This window comes from Enterobacter sp. J49 (assembly GCF_002148625.1).
Lineage (GTDB): Bacteria > Pseudomonadota > Gammaproteobacteria > Enterobacterales > Enterobacteriaceae > Enterobacter > Enterobacter ludwigii.
Genome location: NZ_MWPY01000015.1, coordinates 60,124 through 83,970, shown reverse-complemented (window position 1 = coordinate 83,970; position 23,847 = coordinate 60,124). Strand labels below are relative to the sequence as shown.

17 protein-coding genes are annotated in these 23,847 nt (G+C 54.9%); 8 read left to right on the top strand and 9 right to left on the bottom strand.

Translation table 11 applies throughout. From position 1 onward, the window contains the following. The first annotated feature begins 5 nt into the window (after positions 1-5). The 7 genes from cmoM to BJP35_RS01705 all read left to right on the top strand — a co-directional run bounded on the left by cmoM (position 6) and on the right by BJP35_RS01705 (position 10,643). The gene (cmoM, locus tag BJP35_RS01735; RefSeq protein ID WP_047742480.1) at positions 6-785 is read left to right on the top strand and encodes a tRNA uridine 5-oxyacetic acid(34) methyltransferase CmoM; all 780 of its coding nucleotides are present in this window, start codon (positions 6-8) and stop codon (positions 783-785) included. Positions 786-788: 3 nt separating this feature from the next. Next, positions 789-2,111 carry a chromosome partition protein MukF gene (mukF, locus tag BJP35_RS01730; protein WP_014169399.1) on the top strand — a complete coding sequence of 441 codons (1,323 nt, stop codon included), beginning with the start codon at positions 789-791 and terminating at the stop codon, positions 2,109-2,111. Then, positions 2,092-2,796, top strand: coding sequence for a chromosome partition protein MukE (mukE, locus tag BJP35_RS01725; RefSeq protein ID WP_014169400.1), 705 nt, complete (start codon positions 2,092-2,094; stop codon positions 2,794-2,796). Before mukF ends, mukE begins: the two co-directional genes overlap by 20 nt. Continuing rightward, complete coding sequence (mukB, locus tag BJP35_RS01720; RefSeq protein ID WP_047742482.1) at positions 2,796-7,247, top strand: chromosome partition protein MukB; 4,452 nt, start codon at positions 2,796-2,798, stop codon at positions 7,245-7,247. The genes mukE and mukB overlap by 1 nt, the downstream gene beginning before the upstream one ends. A gap of 176 nt (positions 7,248-7,423) precedes the next feature. Next, the gene (gene ldtD / locus BJP35_RS01715; protein WP_047742485.1) at positions 7,424-9,247 is read left to right on the top strand and encodes a L,D-transpeptidase; all 1,824 of its coding nucleotides are present in this window, start codon (positions 7,424-7,426) and stop codon (positions 9,245-9,247) included. 176 nt (positions 9,248-9,423) lie between these two features. Then, positions 9,424-9,975, top strand: a complete 552-nt coding sequence (locus tag BJP35_RS01710) for a YcbK family protein (RefSeq protein WP_014169403.1) — start codon at positions 9,424-9,426, stop codon at positions 9,973-9,975. 20 nt (positions 9,976-9,995) lie between these two features. Next, positions 9,996-10,643 (top strand): MBL fold metallo-hydrolase, encoded by a 648-nt coding sequence (locus BJP35_RS01705; protein WP_047742487.1) that lies wholly within the window; start codon positions 9,996-9,998, stop codon positions 10,641-10,643. 49 nt (positions 10,644-10,692) lie between these two features. On the opposite strand, the gene aspC is transcribed toward BJP35_RS01705, so the two are convergent. The 4 genes from aspC to pncB form a co-directional block, all read right to left on the bottom strand. Beyond that, positions 10,693-11,883, bottom strand: coding sequence for an aspartate transaminase (gene aspC, locus BJP35_RS01700; RefSeq protein ID WP_020884809.1), 1,191 nt, complete (start codon positions 11,881-11,883; stop codon positions 10,693-10,695). A gap of 185 nt (positions 11,884-12,068) precedes the next feature. Next, positions 12,069-13,157 carry a porin gene (locus BJP35_RS01690; RefSeq protein WP_020884808.1) on the bottom strand — a complete coding sequence of 363 codons (1,089 nt, stop codon included), beginning with the start codon at positions 13,155-13,157 and terminating at the stop codon, positions 12,069-12,071. A 605-nt stretch (positions 13,158-13,762) separates the two neighbouring features. Further along, positions 13,763-15,163: an asparagine--tRNA ligase gene (gene asnS, locus BJP35_RS01685; protein ID WP_032677806.1), complete on the bottom strand. Its 1,401-nt coding sequence runs from the start codon at positions 15,161-15,163 to the stop codon at positions 13,763-13,765. 170 nt (positions 15,164-15,333) lie between these two features. Beyond that, on the bottom strand, positions 15,334-16,536 hold the full coding sequence (gene pncB, locus BJP35_RS01680) for a nicotinate phosphoribosyltransferase (protein ID WP_025204545.1): 1,203 nt from the start codon (positions 16,534-16,536) through the stop codon (positions 15,334-15,336). Between the two features lie 255 nt (positions 16,537-16,791). Here pncB and pepN point away from each other — a divergent pair, with 255 nt between their 5' ends. Then, entirely contained in the window at positions 16,792-19,404 is a 2,613-nt protein-coding gene (pepN, locus tag BJP35_RS01675) for an aminopeptidase N (RefSeq protein ID WP_047742489.1), read from the top strand. A gap of 43 nt (positions 19,405-19,447) precedes the next feature. Here the strand turns inward: pepN and ssuB are convergent, their stop codons facing one another. From ssuB to ssuE, 5 genes are read right to left on the bottom strand one after another with little or no spacing between them, the layout of a single operon-like run. Then, entirely contained in the window at positions 19,448-20,218 is a 771-nt protein-coding gene (gene ssuB, locus BJP35_RS01670) for an aliphatic sulfonates ABC transporter ATP-binding protein (protein WP_025204544.1), read from the bottom strand. Further along, on the bottom strand, positions 20,215-21,006 hold the full coding sequence (gene ssuC / locus BJP35_RS01665) for an aliphatic sulfonate ABC transporter permease SsuC (RefSeq protein ID WP_020884803.1): 792 nt from the start codon (positions 21,004-21,006) through the stop codon (positions 20,215-20,217). Before ssuC ends, ssuB begins: the two co-directional genes overlap by 4 nt. Before the next feature lie 9 nt (positions 21,007-21,015). After that, complete coding sequence (gene ssuD / locus BJP35_RS01660; protein WP_014169416.1) at positions 21,016-22,161, bottom strand: FMNH2-dependent alkanesulfonate monooxygenase; 1,146 nt, start codon at positions 22,159-22,161, stop codon at positions 21,016-21,018. Then, complete coding sequence (locus tag BJP35_RS01655; protein ID WP_020884802.1) at positions 22,158-23,120, bottom strand: sulfonate ABC transporter substrate-binding protein; 963 nt, start codon at positions 23,118-23,120, stop codon at positions 22,158-22,160. The genes ssuD and BJP35_RS01655 overlap by 4 nt, the downstream gene beginning before the upstream one ends. After that, positions 23,113-23,688, bottom strand: a complete 576-nt coding sequence (ssuE, locus tag BJP35_RS01650) for an NADPH-dependent FMN reductase (RefSeq protein ID WP_047742492.1) — start codon at positions 23,686-23,688, stop codon at positions 23,113-23,115. Before ssuE ends, BJP35_RS01655 begins: the two co-directional genes overlap by 8 nt. Positions 23,689-23,847 lie beyond the last annotated feature (159 nt).

Here is a 23,847-nt window from a genome sequence, read left to right as displayed (position 1 = left end):
TCCCAATGCGGGATCGCAATTTTGATGACATCGCGGAAAAGTTTTCGCGCAACATTTATGGCACCACGAAAGGGCAGTTGCGTCAGACGATCCTCTGGCAGGATCTGGACAACATCCTGGCCTCGTTTGAGGGGCAAACGTTGCGCGTGCTGGACGCTGGCGGCGGTGAAGGGCAGACGGCTATCAAAATGGCCCAACGCGGTCATCACGTAACGCTTTGCGATCTTTCTGCTGAGATGATCGCGCGTGCGACGCGTGCCGCAGAAGAGAAAGGTGTGAGCGACAACATGCATTTTATACAATGCGCCGCTCAGGACATCGCACAGCATTTGGAAACCCAGGTTGATCTGATATTGTTTCATGCAGTGCTGGAGTGGGTTGCCGATCCGCAAAGCGTGTTACGCACCCTGTGGTCGATGTTGCGCCCGGGCGGTACGCTGTCACTGATGTTCTACAATGCTAACGGCTTCCTGATGCACAACATGGTTGCGGGTAACTTCGACTATGTTCAGGTCGGGATGCCAAAAAAGAAAAAACGCACGCTTTCCCCGGATTATCCGCGCGATCCGCAGCAGGTGTATGGCTGGCTGGAAGAGATTGGCTGGCAGATAACCGGGAAAACGGGCGTCAGGGTGTTTCATGATTATCTGCGTGAAAAACACAAACAGCGTGAATGTTTTGACACCTTAACAGAATTAGAAACGCGGTATTGCCGTCAGGAACCTTTTGTCAGTCTTGGCCGCTATATTCACGTCACCGCGCACAAGCCGCAGATGCAAGGATAACCTATGAGTGAATTTTCCCAGACAGTCCCCGAACTGGTTGCCTGGGCCAGGAAAAACGATTTCTCCATCTCGCTGCCGGTAGACAGACTCTCTTTCCTGCTGGCGGTTGCCACGCTGAACGGCGAACGGCTGGATGGCGAAATGAGCGAGGGTGAACTGGTGGATGCGTTCCGCCATGTCAGTGATGCGTTTGAGCAAACCAGCGAAACCATTAGCGTGCGTGCCAACAACGCAATCAACGATATGGTGCGTCAACGTCTGCTGAACCGCTTTACCAGCGAGCAGGCGGAAGGAAACGCCATCTATCGTCTGACGCCACTGGGTATCGGCATCACCGATTACTACATTCGCCAGCGTGAATTTTCCACGCTGCGTCTTTCCATGCAGCTCTCGATTGTGGCGGGTGAACTTAAGCGCGCCGCCGATGCAGCGGATGAAAACGGTGACGAATTCCACTGGCACCGTAACGTCTATGCGCCGCTGAAATATTCGGTGGCAGAGATTTTCGACAGCATCGATCTGACCCAGCGTCTGATGGATGAACAGCAGCAACAGGTAAAAGACGATATCGCGCAGTTGCTGAATAAAGACTGGCGTGCGGCCATCTCCAGCTGTGAAATGTTGCTGTCGGAAACCTCGGGTACGCTGCGTGAACTGCAGGATACGCTGGAAGCGGCAGGGGATAAGCTTCAGGCAAACCTCCTGCGCATCCAGGATGCGACCATGGCCCATGACGATCTGCATTTTATTGACCGTCTGGTGTTCGATCTGCAGAGCAAACTCGATCGTATTATCAGCTGGGGTCAGCAGTCGATTGACCTGTGGATCGGTTATGACCGTCACGTGCATAAATTTATCCGTACCGCGATCGATATGGATAAAAACCGCGTCTTTGCTCAGCGTCTGCGCCAGTCGGTACAGACCTATTTCGATGCGCCATGGGCGCTGACTTACGCCAGCGCCGATCGTCTGCTGGATATGCGCGACGAAGAGATGGCCCTGCGCGATGAAGAAGTGACCGGTGAACTGCCACCGGATCTGGAATATGAAGAGTTCAACGAAATTCGTGAGCAACTTGCGGCGATGATCGAAGAACAGCTCGCTGTCTACAAAACCAGACAAGTGCCGCTGGATCTTGGGCTCGTGGTGCGCGACTATCTGGCGCAATATCCTCGTGCGCGCCACTTCGACATCGCCCGCATCGTGGTAGACCAGGCCGTGCGTCTGGGCGTCGCGCAAGCAGATTTCACCGGGCTGCCGCCGAAGTGGCAGCCGATTAACGATTACGGAGCCAAGGTACAGGCGCATGTCATTGACAAATATTGAACAAGTGATGCCAGTTAAGCTGGCACAGGCGCTGGCGAATCCGTTGTTTCCGGCGCTGGACAGCCAACTGCGTGCCGGTCGTCACATTGGCTTAGACGAGCTGGACAATCACGCCTTTTTGATGGACTTCCAGGAGTACCTGGAAGAGTTTTACGCCCGCTATAACGTGGAGCTCATCCGCGCACCGGAAGGGTTTTTCTACCTGCGTCCACGTTCCACAACCCTGATTCCGCGTTCCGTGCTCTCTGAGCTGGATATGATGGTCGGCAAAATTCTTTGCTACCTCTATCTCAGCCCGGAGCGTCTGGCAAATGAAGGCATCTTCACCCAGCAGGAGCTTTACGACGAGCTGCTGGCGCTGGCGGATGAGAGCAAGCTGCTTAAGCTGGTGAACAACCGCTCCACCGGCTCGGATCTTGACCGCCAGAAATTGCAGGAAAAAGTTCGCTCTTCCCTTAACCGTCTGCGTCGTCTGGGCATGGTCTGGTTTATGGGCCATGACAGCAGCAAATTCCGCATCACGGAATCTGTCTTCCGCTTCGGCGCCGATGTGCGTGCGGGCGACGATGCGCGTGAAGCGCAGCTTCGCATGATCCGCGACGGTGAAGCGATGCCGGTGGAAAACCATTTGCAGCTCGATGATGAGCATGAAGAGAATCTGCCGGATAGCGGGGAGGAAGAGTAATGATTGAACGCGGTAAATTTCGCTCACTAACGCTGATTAACTGGAACGGCTTCTTTGCCCGGACGTTCGATCTGGATGAGCTGGTTACGACGCTCTCCGGTGGTAACGGTGCGGGTAAATCCACCACCATGGCGGCGTTTGTTACGGCACTGATCCCCGATCTGACGCTGCTTCATTTCCGTAACACCACCGAAGCGGGGGCGACCAGCGGCTCTCGCGATAAAGGCCTGCACGGTAAACTCAAAGCAGGCGTCTGTTATTCGGTACTGGACGTCATTAACTCCCGACATCAGCGTGTGGTGGTGGGGGTACGTCTGCAGCAGGTCGCAGGCCGTGACCGTAAAGTGGACATTAAACCGTTTGCCATCCAGGGTCTGCCAACCTCCATGCAGCCCACAGCGCTGCTGACGGAAACCCTGAATGAGCGCCAGGCGCGCGTGCTGACGCTGCAGGAGCTGAAAGATAAGCTCGAAACCATCGAAGGCGTGCAGTTCAAGCAGTTCAACTCCATTACGGATTACCACTCCCTGATGTTCGATCTGGGCGTTGTGGCACGTCGTCTGCGCAGCGCGTCTGACCGTAGCAAATACTACCGTTTGATCGAAGCATCGCTGTACGGTGGTATCTCCAGCGCCATTACCCGCTCCCTGCGCGACTACCTGTTGCCGGAAAACAGCGGCGTGCGTAAGGCCTTCCAGGATATGGAAGCCGCGCTGCGTGAAAACCGCATGACGCTCGAAGCCATTCGCGTGACGCAGTCTGACCGTGACCTGTTTAAGCACCTGATTAGCGAGGCCACCAACTACGTGGCGGCGGACTATATGCGTCACGCCAATGAACGTCGTGTCCATCTCGATCAGGCGTTAGAGTACCGCCGCGAGCTGTTTACCTCCCGTAAACAACTGGTGGCTGAGCAGTATAAGCACGTCGAAATGGCGCGTGAACTGGGCGAGCACAACGGTGCCGAAGGCGATCTGGAAGCCGATTACCAGGCTGCCAGCGATCACCTGAACCTGGTGCAGACCGCCCTGCGTCAGCAGGAGAAGATCGAGCGCTACGAAGCGGATCTCGATGAGCTGCAAATTCGTCTCGAAGAGCAAAATGAAGTGGTGGCGGAAGCTGCCGACATGCAGGAAGAGAACGAAGCACGTGCCGAGGCCGCCGAGCTGGAAGTGGATGAGCTGAAAAATCAGCTGGCCGATTACCAGCAGGCGCTAGACGTGCAGCAGACGCGTGCAATTCAGTATACCCAGGCACTTCAGGCGTTACAGCGTGCAAAAGAGCTGTGTCATCTGCCTGACCTCACCCCGGAAAGCGCTGACCAGTGGCTGGATACCTTCCAGGCCAAAGAGCAGGAAGCGACCGAGAAACTGCTCTCGCTTGAACAGAAGATGAGCGTCGCGCAAACGGCGCACAGTCAGTTTGAGCAAGCGTACCAGCTGGTTGTGGCAATTAACGGACCGCTTGCGCGTAACGAAGCGTGGGAAGTTGCCCGTGAACTGCTGCGCGACGGTGTGAACCAGCGCCATCTGGCCGAGCAGGTTCAGCCGCTGCGTATGCGCCTGAACGAACTGGAACAGCGTCTTCGCGAACAGCAGGAAGCCGAGCGTATGCTGGCGGAGTTCTGTAAGCGCCAGGGCAAAAATTACGATTTCGACGATCTTGAAGCTCTGCATCGGGAGCTCGAAGCGCGTATTGCTGCGCTTTCCGATTCCGTATCCAACGCCAGTGAACAGCGCATGACGCTGCGCCAGGAGATGGAGCAGCTGCAGTCCCGTTCTAAGGTGCTGCTGCAGCGTGCACCAGTCTGGCTGGCTGCCCAAAGCAGCCTGAACCAGCTCAGTGAACAGTGCGGCGAACAGTTTGAGTCCAGCCAGGACGTGACCGAATATCTGCAACAGCTGCTGGAGCGCGAGCGCGAGGCGATTGTTGAGCGCGATGAAGTCGGCGCCCGTAAACGTGAGATCGATGAAGAGATTGAGCGCTTAAGCCAGCCTGGTGGTTCGGAAGATTCACGTCTGAACGCCCTGGCTGAACGTTTTGGCGGCGTGCTGTTGTCCGAAATCTATGACGATGTCGGTCTGGACGATGCGCCGTACTTCTCAGCCCTGTATGGCCCATCACGTAATGCGATTGTGGTCCCGGATCTGTCGCTGATTGCTGACCAGCTGGCAGGGCTGGAAGACTGCCCGGAAGACCTCTATTTAATCGAAGGGGACCCGCAGTCGTTCGATGACAGCGTATTCAGCGTCGATGAGCTGGAAAAAGCGGTTGTCGTCAAAATCGCCGATCGTCAGTGGCGTTATTCTCGCTTCCCTGAGCTTCCGCTGTTTGGTCGCGCAGCGCGTGAAAACCGGATTGAAAGTCTGCACGCCGAGCGTGAGAAGCTGTCTGAACGTTTTGCGACCCTGTCGTTTGACGTGCAGAAAACCCAGCGTCTTCATCAGGCGTTCAGCCGCTTTATCGGCAGCCATCTGGGCGTGGCGTTTGAAGCTGACCCGGAAGCCGAAATTCGCAAGCTCAACACCCGTCGTGGCGAGCTTGAGCGTGCGATCTCAAACCATGAAAATGACAACCAGCAAAGCCGCGTTCAGTTCGAACAGGCGAAAGAAGGCGTTGCGGCCCTTAACCGCATCCTGCCTCGCCTGAATCTGCTGGCAGATGACACGCTGGCTGACCGCGTGGATGAGATTCAGGAACGTCTGGATGAAGCTCAGGAAGCGGCACGTTTTGTTCAGCAGTACGGTAATCAGCTGGCGAAGCTCGAACCAATGGTCTCCGTGTTGCAGAGCGATCCGGAGCAGTTCGAGCAGTTAAAAGAAGATTACGCCTGGTCGCAGCAGGTGCAGCGCGAAGCGCGCCAGCAGGCGTTTGCCCTGACGGAAGTGGTGCAGCGCCGGGCCCACTTCGGCTACTCCGATTCCGCGGAGATGCTGAGCGGTAACAGCGATCTCAATGAGAAGCTGCGTCAGCGCCTTGAACAGGCTGAAGCGGAACGTACTCGCGCCCGTGACGCGATGCGTAGCCACTCGGCACAGCTGAACCAGTACAATCAGGTCCTGGCCTCGCTGAAAAGCTCCTTCGACACCAAGAAAGAGCTGTTAAACGATCTTCAGAAAGAGTTGCAGGATATTGGCGTCCGTGCTGACAGCGGAGCAGAAGAGCGGGCGCGTATCCGCCGTGATGAACTGCATGCGCAGCTCAGTAATAACCGCGCACGTCGTAATCAGCTGGAAAAAGCGCTGACCTTCTGTGAAGCGGAAATGGATAACCTGACTCGTCGCCTGCGCAAGCTGGAGCGTGATTATCACGAAATGCGTGAGCAGGTCGTGACCGCGAAGGCGGGCTGGTGCGCCGTCATGCGGATGGTGAAAGACAATAACGTTGAACGCCGTCTGCATCGTCGCGAGCTGGCCTATCTCTCTGCGGATGAACTTCGCTCTATGTCGGATAAGGCGCTGGGTGCCTTGCGTCTGGCAGTAGCGGATAACGAACACCTGCGCGATGTGCTGCGTATGTCCGAAGATCCGAAACGCCCTGAGCGTAAGATCCAGTTCTTCGTAGCCGTTTATCAGCACCTGCGTGAGCGTATTCGTCAGGACATCATTCGTACCGACGATCCGGTCGAAGCCATTGAGCAGATGGAAATCGAACTGGGCCGCCTGACGGAAGAGCTGACCTCCCGCGAGCAGAAGCTGGCTATCAGTTCCCGCAGCGTGGCGAATATCATCCGTAAAACCATCCAGCGCGAGCAGAACCGAATTCGCCAGCTGAACCAGGGCTTGCAGAGCGTATCGTTTGGTCAGGTAAACAGTGTGCGTCTGAACGTGAACGTGCGTGAAGCGCACTCGACGCTGCTTGAAGTGTTGTCTGAACAGCACGAACAGCATCAGGATCTGTTCAACAGCAACCGTCTGACCTTCTCCGAAGCGCTGGCGAAACTGTATCAGCGCCTTAATCCGCAGATTGACATGGGGCAACGCACGCCACAAACCATTGGTGAAGAGCTCCTGGATTACCGTAACTACCTGGAAATGGAAGTGGAGGTTAACCGTGGTTCAGACGGCTGGCTCCGTGCGGAGTCCGGTGCACTCTCTACCGGTGAAGCTATCGGTACCGGGATGTCGATTCTGGTGATGGTGGTCCAGAGCTGGGAAGATGAAGCACGTCGTCTGCGCGGCAAAGATATCTCCCCATGTCGACTGCTGTTCCTGGATGAAGCGGCGCGTCTTGACGCCCGCTCAATTGCCACGCTGTTTGAACTCTGTGAGCGTCTTGATATGCAGCTCATTATCGCAGCGCCGGAGAACATCAGTCCTGAGAAAGGCACCACGTATAAACTGGTGCGTAAGGTATTCCAGAATACCGAACACGTTCACGTGGTCGGGTTACGCGGTTTTGCTCCCCAGCCGCCAGAATCCTTACCGGAAACAACGGCAGACGCGTCCTGAGGCGTTTTCCAACCGTGAGCGGCGCAGCAGCGCCGCTTTTTTTTCGCTTAACTTGTGTTTAAGGCTGCGTTATCTTTAAACTTCTTTACATAAGGTAAGGCAACAGGTTTGCCGTCACCCTATAATAAAAGAAAGCCCCAACGTGATGGGCATGTCGTGAAAACAGGGGGCAAGGGATGTTGCTAAAGAAAAAATGTGGTCGTCAGCTGTCTGCGCTAAGTTTATGCCTGGCAGTGACGTTTGCTCCACTGTTAACCGCTCAGGCCGACGAGCCTGAAATTGTGCCGACTGACAGCACAGCAACGACTGGCACACAGCCAACGTCGCTGTCTCAACCGCTGGAGCAGTCTCCTGCGACGGCCATCATGGCCGGTATTAAACCGTTGCCAGAAGGCATCGACGCGGAATCGCTTCGCCAGCAGTTGCTGTCTGGGCTGCCAGCAGGCTACACGCCTGTCTATACCAGCCAGCTCACGCTGCTCTATGCGGCGCGTGACATGAAACCCATGTGGGAAAACCGTGATGCGGTGCTCGCCTTCCAGCAACAGCTGGCAGAAGTCGCCATTGCAGGGTTCCAGCCGCAGTTCACAAAATGGGTTGAGCTCTTAACCGATCCTGCTGTCACCGGGCAGGCGCGGGACGTGGTGCTTTCCGATGCCATGATGGGGTATCTCCAGTTTGTGGCCGGTATTCCGGTCAATGGTAACCGTTGGTTGTACAGCGATAAGCCTTACAAGCTGGCGACTCCGGCACTGTCGGTAATTAACCAGTGGCAACTGGCACTGGATAGTGGCGATCTGCCGCGCTTTATTGCGAGCCTCGCGCCGGCACATCCGCAATACGCGACCATGCATCAGTCGCTTCTGGAACTGGTCGGGGATTCACGTCCATGGCCGCAGATGCGTGGTACCGCGACGCTGCGTCCTGGACAGTGGAGCAGCGATGTGCCTGCCCTGCGTGAGATCCTCAAACGCTCCGGTATTCTGGATAGCGGGCCTAAAATTGCCCTGCCGGGTGACGATGCGCAAAGCGTCGTTGTCAGCCCGTCAGCTCCAGTGAAAGAGAAAAAAGCCGCCGTACTGAGTGATAAGCCCGCGGCCTACGATCGGGAGCTGGTTGCAGCGGTTAAGCAGTTTCAGGCTGCTCAGGGGCTGGGTGCTGATGGCGTGATTGGCCAGTCAACACGCGACTGGCTGAACGTCTCACCTGCGCAGCGGGCAGGGGTGCTGGCGCTCAATATCCAGCGTTTACGCTTGCTGCCAGGGACCCTCTCTACCGGCATCATGGTGAATATTCCGGCGTATTCGCTGGTCTATTACCAGAACGGCAGTGAAGTGCTGGCGTCACGCGTGATTGTGGGACGTCCCGATCGCAAAACGCCGATGATGAGCAGTGCACTGAACAACGTGGTGGTTAACCCGCCGTGGAACGTACCGCCGACGCTGGCACGTAAAGACATTCTGCCCAAGGTCTGGAACGATCCGGGTTACCTGGAACGCCATGGCTATACGGTGATGCGCGGCTGGAACAGCAAAGAGGCGATAGACCCCTATATGGTCGACTGGTCAACCATTACCGCGTCTAATCTGCCATTCCGGTTCCAGCAGGCACCCGGTGCACATAACTCGCTCGGACGCTACAAGTTCAATATGCCGAGTTCAGATGCTATCTATCTGCACGATACGCCGAACCACAATCTGTTCCAGAAAGACACCCGCGCGCTGAGTTCAGGCTGTGTGCGTGTCAATAAAGCCTCGGAGCTGGCTAATATGCTGTTGCAGGATGCAGGCTGGAACGATACGCGCATCTCTGACGCCCTGAAGCAGGGGGATACGCGTTACGTTAATATTCGACATAATATTCCGGTCAATCTTTATTATCTGACGGCGTTTGTGGGTGAGGACGGGCGGACGCAGTACCGTACAGATATTTACAATTATGATCTCACGGCGCGATCCGGCGCACAAATTTTGCCAAAAGCTGAACAATTAATCAGGTAAATGAAGCAGTTCGGGAAAATAGGTTGTCGTAAGTAATGGTGAATACGGGGCTATATGGCTGGAGGCCGCGTATTTACTGGGGTTGGGTGCCTTGACGTAGTCGGCTTTGCCAGTTAAGGTGCCCTTCGTGCGCTAAGCATATTTACGATAAACATTGACCTGTAGACCTGATTATCATGGACAAATTTGACGCTAATCGCCGCAAACTGCTGGCGTTAGGTGGTGTTGCGCTCGGCGCAGCGGCCATCTTGCCGACGCCAGCATTTGCCACCCTCTCGACACCTCGTCCGCGAGTTTTAACGCTCAACAATCTCCACACCGGTGAGTCGTTAAAAGCGGAGTTCTTCGATGGCAGAGGCTATATTCAGGATGAATTAGCAAGACTTAACCATTTTTTCCGTGATTTCCGCGCGAATAAAATAAAAGCCATCGACCCAGGACTGTTTGATCAGTTATTCCGCCTTCAGGGCCTGCTGGGTACCAGCAAGCCAGTGCAGCTTATTTCTGGTTATCGCTCTGTTGATACCAATAATGAACTGCGCGCCCACAGCCGTGGGGTAGCGAAAAAAAGCTATCACACGAAGGGACAGGCAATGGATTTCCATATTGAAGGCGTTTCGTTAGCCAATATTCGCAAAGCTGCGTTATCTATGCGCGCAGGTGGTGTAGGATATTACCCAAGTAGCAACTTTGTGCATATTGATACCGGTCCGGTCCGGCACTGGTAATAACGAAACACAGGAGCAGTATGAACTATCGTATTATTCCGGTTACTGCATTCTCCCAGAATTGTTCATTAATCTGGTGTGAGCAAACCAAACTGGCCGCGCTTGTCGATCCCGGCGGTGACGCTGAGAAAATCAAGCAGGAAGTCGCTGATAGCGGTGTCACGCTGATGCAGATTTTACTGACGCATGGTCATCTTGATCATGTTGGTGCGGCGGCGGAGCTGGCACAGCACTTCGGTGTGCCTGTGATCGGTCCGGAAAAAGAAGATGAGTTCTGGCTGCAGGGTTTACCAGCCCAGAGCCGCATGTTTGGCCTTGATGAGTGTCTGCCCCTGACGCCCGATCGCTGGCTAAATGAAGGAGAGCGCGTTAACGTAGGGAATGTGACTTTACAGGTGTTGCATTGTCCTGGGCATACGCCAGGCCATATTGTCTTCTTTGATGACCAGTCCCGTCTGCTGATTTCCGGCGATGTGATTTTCAAAGGTGGCGTAGGACGCAGCGATTTTCCACGTGGCGACCACGGACAGCTGATTCAGTCGATTACACAGAAGTTGTTGCCGCTGGGCGATGATGTGACGTTTATCCCTGGACACGGTCCGATGTCGACGCTGGGTTATGAACGACTCCATAACCCGTTCCTTCAGGACGAAATGCCTGTCTGGTAACCAGAATAAAAAAAGCCTGCATTACGCAGGCTTTTTTTATGGGTGCAATTTACAGCACGGCGACGATGGCTTCGCACAGCGGCGCCATATTGTCTGGGGTCATGCCTGCAACGTTGACGCGGCCAGACGCCACGGCGTAGACGCCAAACTCTTCACGCAGACGCAGAACCTGTTCTTTGGTCAGGCCGCTGAAAGAGAACATACCGTTCTGCTTAATAATAAAGCTGAAGTCACGGTCAGCGCCTTTCTCCGCAAGGGTGTTCACAAACAGCAGACGCATGCGCTGAATACGCTGACGCATATCGTTCAGCTCTTGTTCCCAGATAGCGCGCAGTGCATCGTTGCTCAGGATAGTCGCAACGACAGAGGCACCGTGTGCAGGCGGGTTAGAGTAGTTAGCGCGGATCACGGATTTCATCTGGCTGAATGCACGATCAACGGTTTCAGTGTTCGCCGCAACCAGCGTACAAGCACCGACACGCTCATTGTACAGACCGAAGTTCTTGGAGTAAGAGCTTGCCACGATCAGTTCCTGATGCACGGCAGCAAAAGCGCGCAGGCCTTCCGCATCTTCTTCCAGACCACGGGCGAAGCCCTGGTATGCAAAGTCAAACAGCGGCAGCCAGCCTTTTTCTACGGAGAGCTTCGCCAGCTGTTCCCACTGTTCCAGCGTTGGATCAATACCGGTTGGGTTGTGGCAGCAGCCGTGGAACAGCACCACATCACCCGCCTGAGCCTCGTTCAGGCTGGCCAGCAGACCGTCGAAGTCCAGAGAGTGGTTAGCCGCGTCGTAGTAAGCATATTCGCGTACTTCCAGGCCTGCAGAGTTGAATACGCTCTTGTGGTTTGGCCAGCTTGGGTTGCTCACCCAGACACGCTTAACAGAGGTGTTTTTCGCAAGGAAATCCGCCGCGACGCGCAGCGCGCCGGTACCGCCAGGGGTCTGTGCTGTACGCGCACGCTTGTCGCTCACAATTGCACTGCCTTTGCCGAACAGCAGTTCCTGAGTGCAACGACCAAATTCAGGGATACCATCAATACCGAGGTAATTTTTGGTGGTTTCATTTTCCAGCAGATACTGCTCAGCTTTTTTAACGCTGGTCAGCACCGGGGTTTTGCCGGTTTCATCTTTATATACACCAATACCCAGGTTGATTTTACCTGGGCGGTCGTCGGCACGAAACAGATCGGCCAGGCCCAGAATAGGGTCGGCAGGAGCGGCGGTAATGTTCTCAAACATGACGAAGTTCCATTGTGATTACAGAAGTGAAATCCGCTATCAGGTTAACGGTAGATTTACAAAATGCCAACCGTTTGCGACAAAAAGCGTGCGGCTTTTCAAAAGTCGCCATTTTTTGCTATCAGACATAAAAAAAACAGGGCCGAAGCCCTGTTCATTAAGCATATAACAACGTGGTGTACTGATTAGAACTGGTAGGTTACAGCCATTGCAACCTGGTCGTCTTTACCGTTCACGATACCCACGCTACGAGAGTAGTCGGTGTCGTCGATCAGGTTCAGCTGGTAATCAACATAGATGTTGAAGTTTTTGTTGAAGTAGTAAGTTGCACCCAGTTCAACGAATTTCTGCAGGTCAGCATCGCCGCCAGCGAAGGTGCCACGTTGTGCAAGGTTTTTACCTTTAGACTGCACGTAGGACACGGATGGGCGCAGACCGAAGTCGAACTGGTACTGAGCGATAACTTCGAAGTTCTGCGTTTTGTTTGCGAAAGAACCGTCGTCTTCACGGGTCATGTTACGCGTTTCAGCATAGGTGGTTGCCAGGTAGATGTTGTTCGCATCGTATTTAGCACCAACAGCCCATGCTTCCGCTTTCTCGCCTTTGCCGTCTGCGGATTGCCCGTCAGTACGGTCAGAGTTGCTGTATGCGCCGATCAGGCCGAAACCTTCACCGAACTCATAACCTACAGAGGTACCGAAACCGTCACCGTTAGCGGTTCTCACGTCAGTACGCTCGTTTTTGCCCTGATACTGCAGGCCCAGGCTCAGACCATCAACCAGACCGAAGAAGTCTGAGTTGCGGTAAGTCAGGAGACCAGAGTTACGGCCAGTCATGAAGTTGTCAGAGTAGTTTGCCCAGGTCATACCTGAGAAAGATGGCGCCATATCGGTGTAAGATTCTACGTCGTATACGATACCGTAGTTACGGCCGTAGTCGATGGAACCTGCATCACCCGCTTTCAGACCGGCGAACGCCAGACGGGTACGCTGAGTCTGGTTGCTTTCTGCCTGGCTTGCCAGAGCACGGTATTCCCACTGACCGAAACCAGTCAGTTGGTCGTTAATTTGAGTCTCGCCTTTGAAACCGATCTGAGCATAGGTAGCGTCGTTGCTGTCAGTGTTGTCACCAGAGGTAACGAAGTCGTGCTCACCAACCACTTTCCCGTACAGATCCAGTTTGTTGCCGCTTTTGTTATAGATTTCTGCAGCGTTAGCTGCACCGGCTACCAGCAGGGCAGGGATTACCACTGCCAGAATATTGCGCTTCATCATTATTTATTACCCTCATTGGTTTTTTTATGACACTCGCCACTGCCGCCAATAAATTCTGTCAATAAATATTTCCGGAACTATTGATGAGAGTTAGGTGTCTTTATGTATCTGACAGGCATCTTTCCATTCATAGAACCGTTTCGCTAGCCTGAAAGTGCTACAATTCTCAAGATTAAGTTACAAAAAGAAATCATGTGTAACTAAATGTGTATTTTTCGGAACTTTGTGAACCACCTCAAATTTCAGCGTCCACTGGCGAATTAAACGGCAGATACTTTGATATCTATATGAAAAGCTTATAATTAATTTAGATAAAGGCAATTCGTATAAACAGAAGCCAAACGGCTCATTTTTTCTTATGACCCGAAAAAGACTTCTGGATGGCTGTAAAACTGGTTGAATTTTGTGCTATTGCTTCAGATTGCAATAAGCGCAATAAGAATAGGGTTTATTTTTTGTGCGCAGATGTTTCGTGGAAACAAAACGTAACAGGTAGTGGTTGTAACGGGGTTGTGGTTTAAAAATGCTGACTTTGCGCTGACGAAAACTGACAATGCAGAATAAAATAATGGCCAGCAATTGCTGGCCATTTGTTATTCAGTCGATTAGAAACTGGCGTTACGCGGTGTGCGTGGGAATGGAATAACGTCACGGACGTTCTGAACACCGGTGACATAGGCGATCAGACGCTCAAAGCCCAGACCAAAACCGGCATGCGGGACGGTACCGTAACGGCGTAAATCGCGATACCAGCTGTAATCCGCAGGATTAAGGCCCATCTCTTCCATGCGTGCGTCCAGTACGTCAAGACGCTCTTCACGCTGAGAACCACCGATGATTTCACCAATGCCCGGTGCCAGGACGTCCATCGCCGCAACGGTTTTACCGTCTTCGTTAAGGCGCATATAGAAGGCCTTAATGTCTTTCGGGTAGTTTTTCACCACAACCGGTGCTTTGAAGTGCTTCTCGGCCAGGTAACGCTCGTGCTCAGACGCCAGGTCAACACCCCAGTAAACCGGGTTCTCAAACTTCTCTCCGCATTTCTCGAGGATGGCCACCGCGTCGGTGTAGTCCACCTGCGCGAAATCTGCTGAGACGAAACGCTCCAGACGTGCGACTGCATCGCTGTCGACACGCTCTGCGAAGAATTTCATGTCGTCAGGACGCTCTTCCAGCACCGCTTTGAAGACATATTTCAGCATCGCTTCTGCCAGACCCGCGACATCATCCAGATCTGCGAACGCCACTTCAGGCTCCAGCATCCAGAATTCCGCCAGGTGACGGCTGGTGTTGGAGTTTTCTGCACGGAAGGTAGGACCAAAGGTGTAGATTTTGGACAGCGCGCAGGCGTAAGTTTCACCGTTGAGCTGACCAGAAACCGTCAGGAAGGCCTCTTTACCGAAGAAGTCTTTGTCATAGTCCACTTTACCTTCTGGCGTACGCGGCAGGTTTTCCATGTCCAGCGTAGAGACGCGGAACATTTCACCCGCACCTTCCGTATCGGACGCAGTGATCAGTGGAGTAGACACCCAGAAATAACCCTGCTCATCGAAGAAACGATGCAGCGCCTGCGCCAGCGTATGACGCACGCGGGCAACCGCACCAATCAGGTTGGTGCGTGGACGCAGGTGCGCCACTTCACGCAGGTATTCGATGCTGTGACGTTTTGCCGCCATTGGGTAGGTGTCGGGATCTTCAACCCAGCCAGTGACTTCAATGGCTGAGGCCTGAATTTCGAAACTCTGACCCTGACCAGGCGATGCCACAACAACACCGGTTACGATAACGGAACAACCCGTTGTCAGGCGCAGAACGTCATCATTGTAATTGGGCAGAGAATTATTAATGACGGCCTGTACAGGATCAAAGCAGGAACCGTCATAGACGGCAAGGAAGGAGATGCCAGCTTTAGAATCTCGGCGAGTACGCACCCATCCGCGCACGGTGACTTCTTGGTCAACGGCGACACGGCCCTGGAGTACGTCGGCTACAGGCACAACGCTCATAATATTCTCTCTGTTAATAGTCGGAAAAAATAAACACTTGCCCACCCTTACTGGGGGGGGATATCTATGTTACCTGGCATCCGCCATCAGACAAGCAGATTTCGCAGTCAAAAGAGAAGAATTAAGAAATAAATTGAGGAGAGGGGAGCCTGAAAGGCTCCCGAAAGCAGTTAACTGGCTTTTTTGATCTGCGGTAGATCGAATGCTTTGCGTAATGCGCGCACAAAGGCTTTGTCATGGCAGATGGTTTTACCGGGGCTATCGGAGAGCTTCGCTACCGGCTTACCGTTACATTCCACCAGTTTTATCACGATGTTCAGAGGTTTTACCTGAGGGATGTCGCAGGTCAGGCGGGTGCCAATCCCAAAGCTCAGGTTAATTCTGGAGGTGAAATGACGATAGAGATCGACCGCTTTTGCCAGATCGAGGTTATCGGAGAAGACCAGCACCTTGCTCATCGGGTCAATGCCCAGTTTTTCGTAATGGGCAATGGCCTTTTCACCCCATTCAACCGGATCCCCGGAATCATGGCGTAATCCCTGATAACGTTCGGCAAATTCAGGGCCAAAATCACGCAGGAACGCGTCCATCGTAATACAGTCGGTAAGCGCGATGCCCAGTTGATTGGGATATTCTTCCAGCCACGCGGCCAGTGCGGCACGCTGGCTGTTTGCCAGGTCCGGGCTTATCTGCTGATGCGCCTGGAACCACTCATGCGCCTGGGTACCCATTGGGGTCAGATCCAGACGACGTGCCAGATCGTAGTTGCTGGTGCCCACGAACCACGGCTCCTGCTGCAGACGCTTCACAATAGCCTGCTGCACTTCGCGAGAGAAACGGCGACGCGTGCCAAAATCCATCAGGCGGAAGCGGGACATATCCAGCCCTTCGGTCAGCGTTGAGAATGCGGCCAGTTTATTTTCCAGCGACGCGACCGCCTGCTCAACGCCGGTTTCCGGCGAACGGTAGCGGTGGGCCAGTTCACTGATCACCGCGAGAAGCGGAACTTCCCACATGATCACTTCACGCCACGGGCCTTCAAGACGAATATCCAGCTTGCCGTTATCATTGACCACGGTCACCTGCTCCGGCTTATAGCGGAAGTCGCGCAGCCAGTTCAGGTAGTCAGCTTTAAAGAAGGGCAGGCCAGAGAGCCACTGATATTCGTCGTCCTGCAGCGTCAGATGCTGCATAGCATCGACCTGTTCACGAATGGAGTCTGCGTAGATACCGAGCAAGTCGTCACCACGGCAGCGGAATTCCGCCGCGACATGGACGTCATAGTAATGGTGGAAAACGGCTTGCTGCATATGCAGTTTATACGCGTCGGTATCCAGCAATGTATGCAGAACAGGAGAAGCGAATTGAGTCATAGGTGCGCAGTAGCATCCTCTCACAGGAGCGTTTAGTACAATAAACAACTCCGGAGTATACCTTGTTTAGTGATTTATTGAACCCCGATCACAACATAAGCGCTCTTTATGGTCGAGGGCATTTTGTGCCCCGTGTTATACAAATGTAGCGAAAAGGGTGTTTGTACCTGAAAAGATGAACATTCTGCATAGCGCGTTTTACACAACAGGAATAGACTGGATTCGTTATTCGACAAACGATGCATAAGGTTTTCTATGACACAACAGCCACAAGCCAAATACCGCCACGACTACCGTGCGCCGGATTACCTGATTAGCGATATCGATCTGACTTTTGACCTGGATGCCACTAAAACCGTTGTCACGGCGGTAAGCCAGCTCACGCGCCAGAGCGCGACGGCTGTGCCGCTGCGTCTGGATGGTGAAGACCTGACGCTGGTCTCCGTGCAAATCAATGATCAAGCATGGTCTGACTATAAAATAGAAGGCAACCAGCTGGTTATCGACAACCTGCCGGAACGCTTTACGCTGCGCATCGTGAATGAAATCAGCCCGGCTGCCAACACGGCGCTGGAAGGGCTTTACCAGTCTGGCGTGGCCCTGTGCACCCAGTGTGAGGCCGAAGGTTTCCGCCACATTACCTGGTATCTTGACCGCCCGGACGTGCTGGCACGCTTTACAACGAAAATCATCGCCGATAAAACCCTCTATCCGTTCCTGCTTTCCAACGGCAACCGCGTAGGTGAAGGCGAGCTGGAAAACGGTCGCCACTGGGTACAGTGGCAGGATCCGTTTCCGAAACCGTGTTACCTGTTTGCGCTGGTGGCGGGTGATTTCGACGTGCTGCGTGATACGTTCAAAACCCGTTCAGGCCGCGACGTCGCGCTGGAGTTGTTCGTCGACCGCGGCAACCTGGACCGCGCGCCATGGGCGATGACCTCGCTTATCAACTCCATGAAGTGGGATGAAGAGCGCTTTGGCCTCGAGTATGACCTCGACATCTATATGATCGTTGCTGTCGACTTCTTCAACATGGGCGCGATGGAGAATAAAGGTCTTAACGTCTTTAACTCCAAATACGTGCTGGCACGTACCGATACCGCGACCGATAAAGATTACCTGGATATTGAACGCGTCATCGGACACGAGTATTTCCATAACTGGACCGGAAACCGCGTCACCTGCCGTGACTGGTTCCAGCTGAGCCTGAAAGAGGGCCTGACCGTCTTCCGTGACCAGGAGTTCAGTTCCGATCTGGGTTCCCGTGCGGTGAACCGCATTAACAACGTGCGCACCATGCGTGGCCTGCAGTTTGCGGAAGATGCCAGCCCAATGGCACACCCTATCCGTCCCGATAAAGTCATCGAGATGAATAACTTCTACACCCTGACGGTGTACGAAAAAGGGGCGGAAATTATCCGTATGATCCATACCCTGCTGGGTGAAGAGAACTTCCAGAAAGGGATGCAGCTCTACTTCGAGCGTCATGACGGCAGCGCAGCCACCTGCGACGATTTTGTGCAAGCGATGGAGGATGCGTCTAATGTCGATCTTTCCCATTTCCGCCGCTGGTACAGCCAGGCCGGGACGCCGATTGTCACCGTCAAAGACGACTACAACCCGGAAACCGAGCAGTACACCCTGACCATCAGCCAGCGCACACCGCCAACGGCAGAGCAGGAAGAAAAACACCCGCTGCACATTCCGTTCAGTATTGAACTGTATGACAACGAGGGTAATGTGATCCCGCTGCAGAAGGGCGGCCATCCGGTCCACCACGTTCTGAACGTGACCCAGGCGGAACAGACCTTTATCTTTGATAACGTCTATTTCCAGCCGGTTCCCGCGCTGCTGTGTGAATTCTCTGCGCCCGTGAAACTGGAATATAAGTGGAGCGACCAGCAACTGACGTTCCTGATGCGCCATGCGCGCAATGACTTCTCACGCTGGGATGCGGCGCAAAGCCTGCTGGCGACCTACATCAGGCTGAACGTTAATCGTCATCAGCAGGGCCAGCCGCTGTCGCTGCCGGTTCACGTTGCGGATGCATTCCGCGCAGTCCTGCTGGATGAGAAGATTGACCCGGCGCTGGCGGCTGAAATTCTGACGTTGCCATCCGCAGGCGAAATCGCCGAACTGTTCGACATCATCGATCCGATTGCCATTGTGGCGGTGCGTGAAGCGCTGACCCGTACGCTGGCGAACGAGCTTGCAGACGAATTCCTCGCAATCTACAACGCCAATAAGCTTGACGCTTATCGTGTGGAACATGCTGACATCGGTAAACGTTCCCTGCGTAACACCTGCCTGCGTTATCTGGCCTTTGGTGAGCGCGAGCTGGCAAACACGCTGGTGAGCAAGCAGTATCACGAAGCAGACAACATGACCGACGCGCTGGCAGCCCTGGCTGCAAGTGTTGCCGCCGAACTGCCGTGCCGTGATGCGCTGATGCAGGAGTACGATGACAAGTGGCATCAGGATGGTCTGGTGATGGACAAGTGGTTCATCCTGCAGGCCACCAGCCCGGCGGCCGATGCCCTCAGCAATGTACGCAGTCTGCTGAAGCATCGCTCCTTCACCATGAGCAACCCAAACCGCGTGCGTTCCCTGATTGGCGCGTTTGCCAGCAGCAACCCGGCGGCGTTCCATGCGGAAGATGGCAGCGGTTATCAGTTTATGGTGGAAATGTTGACCGAGCTGAACAGCCGTAACCCACAGGTGGCGTCACGCCTGATTGAGCCGCTGATCCGTCTGAAACGCTATGATGCACAGCGCCAGGCGAAAATGCGTGCTGCGCTTGAGCAACTGAAAGGGCTGGAAAACCTGTCTGGCGATCTGTACGAGAAGATCGCTAAGGCACTGGCCTGATCGAAAGACCCATCCTCCCTCTCCCGGTGGGAGAGGGAGGATGTCAGCCGTGAGCCGTCATTAACGCTCGCTCGCTGACCCCGCGCTTCATCACCCGATTCAGCACTTCCGCCTCCAGCTCTGCCAGTCTTGCCGACCCTACGCGGCGCGGACGCGCAATATCGACCGTGACATCAAGACCGATTTTCCCTTCTTCTATTAGCAGCACGCGGTCTGCCATCGCGACGGCTTCGCTCACGTCGTGCGTCACCAGAAGTACCGTAAAGCCATGCTTTTGCCAGAGCGCGGCAATCAGGTCCTGCATTTCGATTCGCGTCAGGGCGTCGAGCGCGCCGAGTGGCTCATCCAGCAGCAGCAAGCCCGGACGATGTATCAGCGCTCGCGCCAGCGCCACGCGCTGCTTCTGCCCGCCGGAGAGCGCAGCAGGCCATTCACCCGCACGGTTTTCCAGCCCTACGGCGGCCAGCGCCTGGCGGGCTTCATCCCGCCAGTTGCCGTTGAGGCCCAGTCCGACATTATCAATCACCGTTTTCCAGGGCAGCAGGCGCGCGTCCTGAAACATCATGCGGGTATCGTCCTGAATAGTGGCCAGCGGTGTCGCGCCTGCCAGAATTTCGCCGCCGTTGGGGGATTCCAGCCCGGCTAAAAGGCGTAACAACGTACTCTTGCCGCCGCCACTGCGGCCCACAATGGCGACAAATTGTCCGGCAGGAATATGCAGATCCAGCGCGTTGAGAATCGTGTTTTCGCCATAGCGCTTCGTGACACCGTTAAGGAGCAGCGGTGTACCCTGAGTCAGTCGGGCAGTATTCATGCTTTAGCCTCCTGTGAAATATAGGCTGGATTCCAGCGCAGCCAGCTGCGTTCCAGCCACTGGGCACTGACGTCGGCAAGTTTGCCGAGCAGGGCATAGAGGATAATGGCCACCACCACCACGTCCGTTTGCAGGAATTCGCGGGCGTTCATCGCCAGATAGCCAATCCCTGAGTTTGCAGAGATGGTCTCTGCCACAATCAGCGTCAGCCACATCAGGCCGAGCGCAAAGCGCACGCCGACCATTATGGAGGGCAGGGCGCCCGGCAGGATCACATGCATAAAGAGGGCAAAACCGGACAGGCCGTAACTGCGGGCCATTTCGACCAGTCCGCGATCGATGTTGCGGATCCCGTGCCAGGTATTAATGTAAATCGGGAACAGCGTGCCCAGCGCGACGAGAAAAATTTTGGCGCTCTCATCAATACCAAACCACAAAATGACCAGCGGGATCAGCGCCAGATGCGGCACATTACGCAGCATCTGAATGGAGGTATCGAGCAGCCGCTCGCCCCAGCGAGAAAGCCCGCTGATCAGACCCAGTACCAGGCCGATGCTTCCGCCAATCGAAAAACCAATTACCGCACGCCATGAGCTGATGGCCAGATGCTGCCAGAGTTCGCCGCTGACGCTCAGCGACCAGAATGCCTCTATTACGCCCTCCGGAGAGGGCAGAATACGGCTCGACAGCCAGCCGGCAGAGGATGCCAGTTGCCAGACAAGCACAATGCCAACGGGTAAAAACCATGGGGCGGCACGTAGCAACCATTTTTGTGAGGGGGCATTCATGGCAACTCCTTAGCTTTGTGCGGCTCTTCGCGGGATAAACTCGTTAGCCACGGCTTCGCCCTGAAGCTGGAGCTGGCGGGGCTGCGGTACGTCCGGGATGGCGACATCCAGATGCGGGAATAACAGCTCGCCCACTTTGTAGGCCTCTTCCAGGTGCGGATAACCGGAGAGGATAAAACTGTCGATACCCAGGTCCGCGTATTCATTGATCCGCGCAGCCACAGTTGGACCGTCGCCGACCAGCGCGGTACCCGCACCGCCGCGTACCAGACCGACGCCCGCCCACAGGTTCGGGCTGATCTCCAGATTCTCGCGCTTACCGTTGTGCAATGACGCCATTCTGTGCTGGCCGACGGAGTCGGTTTTCGCAAACGCCGCCTGAGCTTTAGCGATAGTCTCATCATCCAGATGCGCGATCAGCCGGTCGGCCGCCTGCCAGGCTTCTTCATTGGTTTCACGCACAATCACATGCAGGCGAATACCAAAGCGCACCTTGCGACCATGCGCTGCCGCTTTGGCGCGCACCTGGGCAATTTTCTCTTTGACCAGCTCGGGCGGCTCACCCCAGGTGAGGTAGAGATCAACCTGTTCAGCCGCCAGATCCTGCGCCACATCTGATGAGCCGCCGAAGTAAAGAGGAGGGCGCGGCTGCTGCACCGGCGGGAAGTAGAGCCTGGCGTCGCGAACGTGAATATGTTTACCTTCGAAGGTGACGGTTTCCCCCTCCAGCAGACGTCGCCAGACGCGGGTGAACTCGGCGGACGCTTCATAGCGTTCGGTGTGATCGAGGAACACGCCGTCACCCGCCAGCTCCTGCGGATCGCTTCCGGTGACCAGGTTAAACAGGGCCCGGCCGTTAGAGAGCCGGTCGAGCGTTGCCGCCTGGCGCGCCGCGACGGTCGGGGAGACCACGCTCGGGCGCAGTGCCACGAGGAATTTCAGGCGTTGGGTCACGGGGATCATCGATGCGGCTACCAGCCACGCATCCTCGCACGAGCGTCCGGTGGGGATCAGTACGCCGGTAAAACCGATTCGGTCGGCTGCCTGCGCAATCTGCTGCAGATAGCCGTGGTCAACCGGGCGTGAACCCTCTTCTGTGCCAAGATAGTGTCCATCACCGTGGGTGGGTAAAAACCAGAAAAGATTCAGACTCATGATTTGGTTCCTTCTTTGCCTGCGGGTTGCCAGATGCGTTCGCGAATATTCACCTGTTTTGGAACAAGGCGATTTTGATAGAAGAGATCTGCGGTTTGCTGCTGCAGCGCAGCGACGTGTGCGTCCACCGGGGTAATGGTGGTCTGTGGACGGTGATCGAGATAGCTCGCGATCACCGGCTCAGGTAAGCCCATGGTTTTCGCCAGCAGGGTAATGCTTTCCTGACGTTGGCTTTGCGTTAGCGCATCCGCCTGAGTAAAGGTGTTAAGAACATCCTGAATAAAAGCGCCATTCTTTTCCGCATACGGGCGCGCGGCGAGGTAGAACGAGCCGGTTTGTTTCAGCGTGGTGCCATCTTTTAATACCCGCACGCCACCCTGCAGTAAAGCTGCGGAGTAGTAGGGATCCCAGATAGCCCACGCGTCGACATTGCCCTGCTGGAAAGCGGCGCGAGCATCAGCCGGCGTCAAATAGACGGGTTGAATGTCGGTGAATTTAAGCCCCGCCTCCTGCAGGGCCCGCAGCAGCAGGTTATGCGAGCTTGAGCCTTTCTGGAATGCAACCTTGTGGCCTTTGAGATCGGCGACCGTCTTAATGGTGCTATTTTCAGGGACCAGAATGACCTCAGCCTTCGGCTTGGCCGGCTCAACGCCGACATAAACCAGGTCGGCCCCCGCCGCCTGCGCGAATATTGGCGGAATATCCCCGGTGCTGCCGAGGTCGATGCTTCCGACATTCAGGGCTTCCAGCATTTGCGGGCCAGCAGGGAACTCAATCCAGGAGAATGTGGTCTTCGGGAAGCGTTTTTCCAGAAGCTGATGGCTTTTAGCCAGCACCATACTGACGCTGCCTTTCTGATAGCCGATGCGTAAATGTTCAGGCGCCGTCTCTGCCGCGTGGGCCAGCGAGGTGAGCGCTAACAGCCCGGCCAGTCCGAGACGGGTTAATCTTTTAAACATGAGCGACTCCCTGTGATTGTTTAAACGCCGGGGCGTGGATATCTCTGCGGTGCAGGGCATGCCAGAAGGTTTCCAGGGCGCTGTCGAGGCGGGTTTGCAGATTCGGCGTGAAGTGAGGCTTGTGTTGATAATCGATAATCTGCGAGTCGTCGGCAAAGACGCCGTGGAGGATCTCCTGCGCTTTTAGCGCATTGAGTACCGGCTTGAGGGCATAATCCACCGCCAGTAAATGTGCCACCGTGCCGCCCGTTGCCAGTGGCAGAACCACTTTGCCGTCCAGCGCACGTTCAGGCAGCAGATCGAGCAGGGTTTTCAGGGCCCCGGAAAACGAAGCTTTATAGATAGGCGTCGCCACGATTAAGCCATCAGCCCCTTTAAGCTGTTCAGTCAGCGTTTGCAGCGCCGGACTGTCAAAACGGGCGTAGAGCAGATCCTCGGGGTCGAAGTTATGCAGATTCCAGTGGCATACTTCCACATCCAGAGCATTGAGCTTTTCACGGGCATATTCCAGCAGTGCGCTGGAGCGAGAGGGGAATCGTGGACTTCCGGCCAGGGTTATGACGCGCATGCATGCTCCTTATAACTAATTGTTTGCTTTTATCTAACATTCATAACAATTTTCAGGAGTGTGACACTGCCCGGTTATTCCACTAAATGATTTATCTGCAATTAAAATGCGAAAAAGCGCATAAGAACGGGGCTGCGAGGTAAACGATTGCGTCTAACG

Bases quoted from the DNA above. Each gene is read 5' to 3' on its own strand.
- asnS (WP_032677806.1), bottom strand. From the start codon at position 15,163: ATGAGCGTTGTGCCTGTAGCCGACGTACTCCAGGGCCGTGTCGCCGTT.
- mukF (WP_014169399.1), top strand. From the start codon at position 789: ATGAGTGAATTTTCCCAGACAGTCCCCGAACTGGTTGCCTGGGCCAGG.
- ssuE (WP_047742492.1), bottom strand. From the start codon at position 23,688: ATGCGCGTCATAACCCTGGCCGGAAGTCCACGATTCCCCTCTCGCTCC.
- ssuC (WP_020884803.1), bottom strand. From the start codon at position 21,006: ATGAATGCCCCCTCACAAAAATGGTTGCTACGTGCCGCCCCATGGTTT.
- BJP35_RS01710 (WP_014169403.1), top strand. From the start codon at position 9,424: ATGGACAAATTTGACGCTAATCGCCGCAAACTGCTGGCGTTAGGTGGT.
- mukE (WP_014169400.1), top strand. From the start codon at position 2,092: ATGTCATTGACAAATATTGAACAAGTGATGCCAGTTAAGCTGGCACAG.
- ldtD (WP_047742485.1), top strand. From the start codon at position 7,424: ATGTTGCTAAAGAAAAAATGTGGTCGTCAGCTGTCTGCGCTAAGTTTA.
- BJP35_RS01655 (WP_020884802.1), bottom strand. From the start codon at position 23,120: ATGTTTAAAAGATTAACCCGTCTCGGACTGGCCGGGCTGTTAGCGCTC.
- pncB (WP_025204545.1), bottom strand. From the start codon at position 16,536: ATGACTCAATTCGCTTCTCCTGTTCTGCATACATTGCTGGATACCGAC.
- ssuB (WP_025204544.1), bottom strand. From the start codon at position 20,218: ATGAATACTGCCCGACTGACTCAGGGTACACCGCTGCTCCTTAACGGT.
- mukB (WP_047742482.1), top strand. From the start codon at position 2,796: ATGATTGAACGCGGTAAATTTCGCTCACTAACGCTGATTAACTGGAAC.
- aspC (WP_020884809.1), bottom strand. From the start codon at position 11,883: ATGTTTGAGAACATTACCGCCGCTCCTGCCGACCCTATTCTGGGCCTG.
- BJP35_RS01690 (WP_020884808.1), bottom strand. From the start codon at position 13,157: ATGATGAAGCGCAATATTCTGGCAGTGGTAATCCCTGCCCTGCTGGTA.
- cmoM (WP_047742480.1), top strand. From the start codon at position 6: ATGCGGGATCGCAATTTTGATGACATCGCGGAAAAGTTTTCGCGCAAC.
- BJP35_RS01705 (WP_047742487.1), top strand. From the start codon at position 9,996: ATGAACTATCGTATTATTCCGGTTACTGCATTCTCCCAGAATTGTTCA.
- pepN (WP_047742489.1), top strand. From the start codon at position 16,792: ATGACACAACAGCCACAAGCCAAATACCGCCACGACTACCGTGCGCCG.
- ssuD (WP_014169416.1), bottom strand. From the start codon at position 22,161: ATGAGTCTGAATCTTTTCTGGTTTTTACCCACCCACGGTGATGGACAC.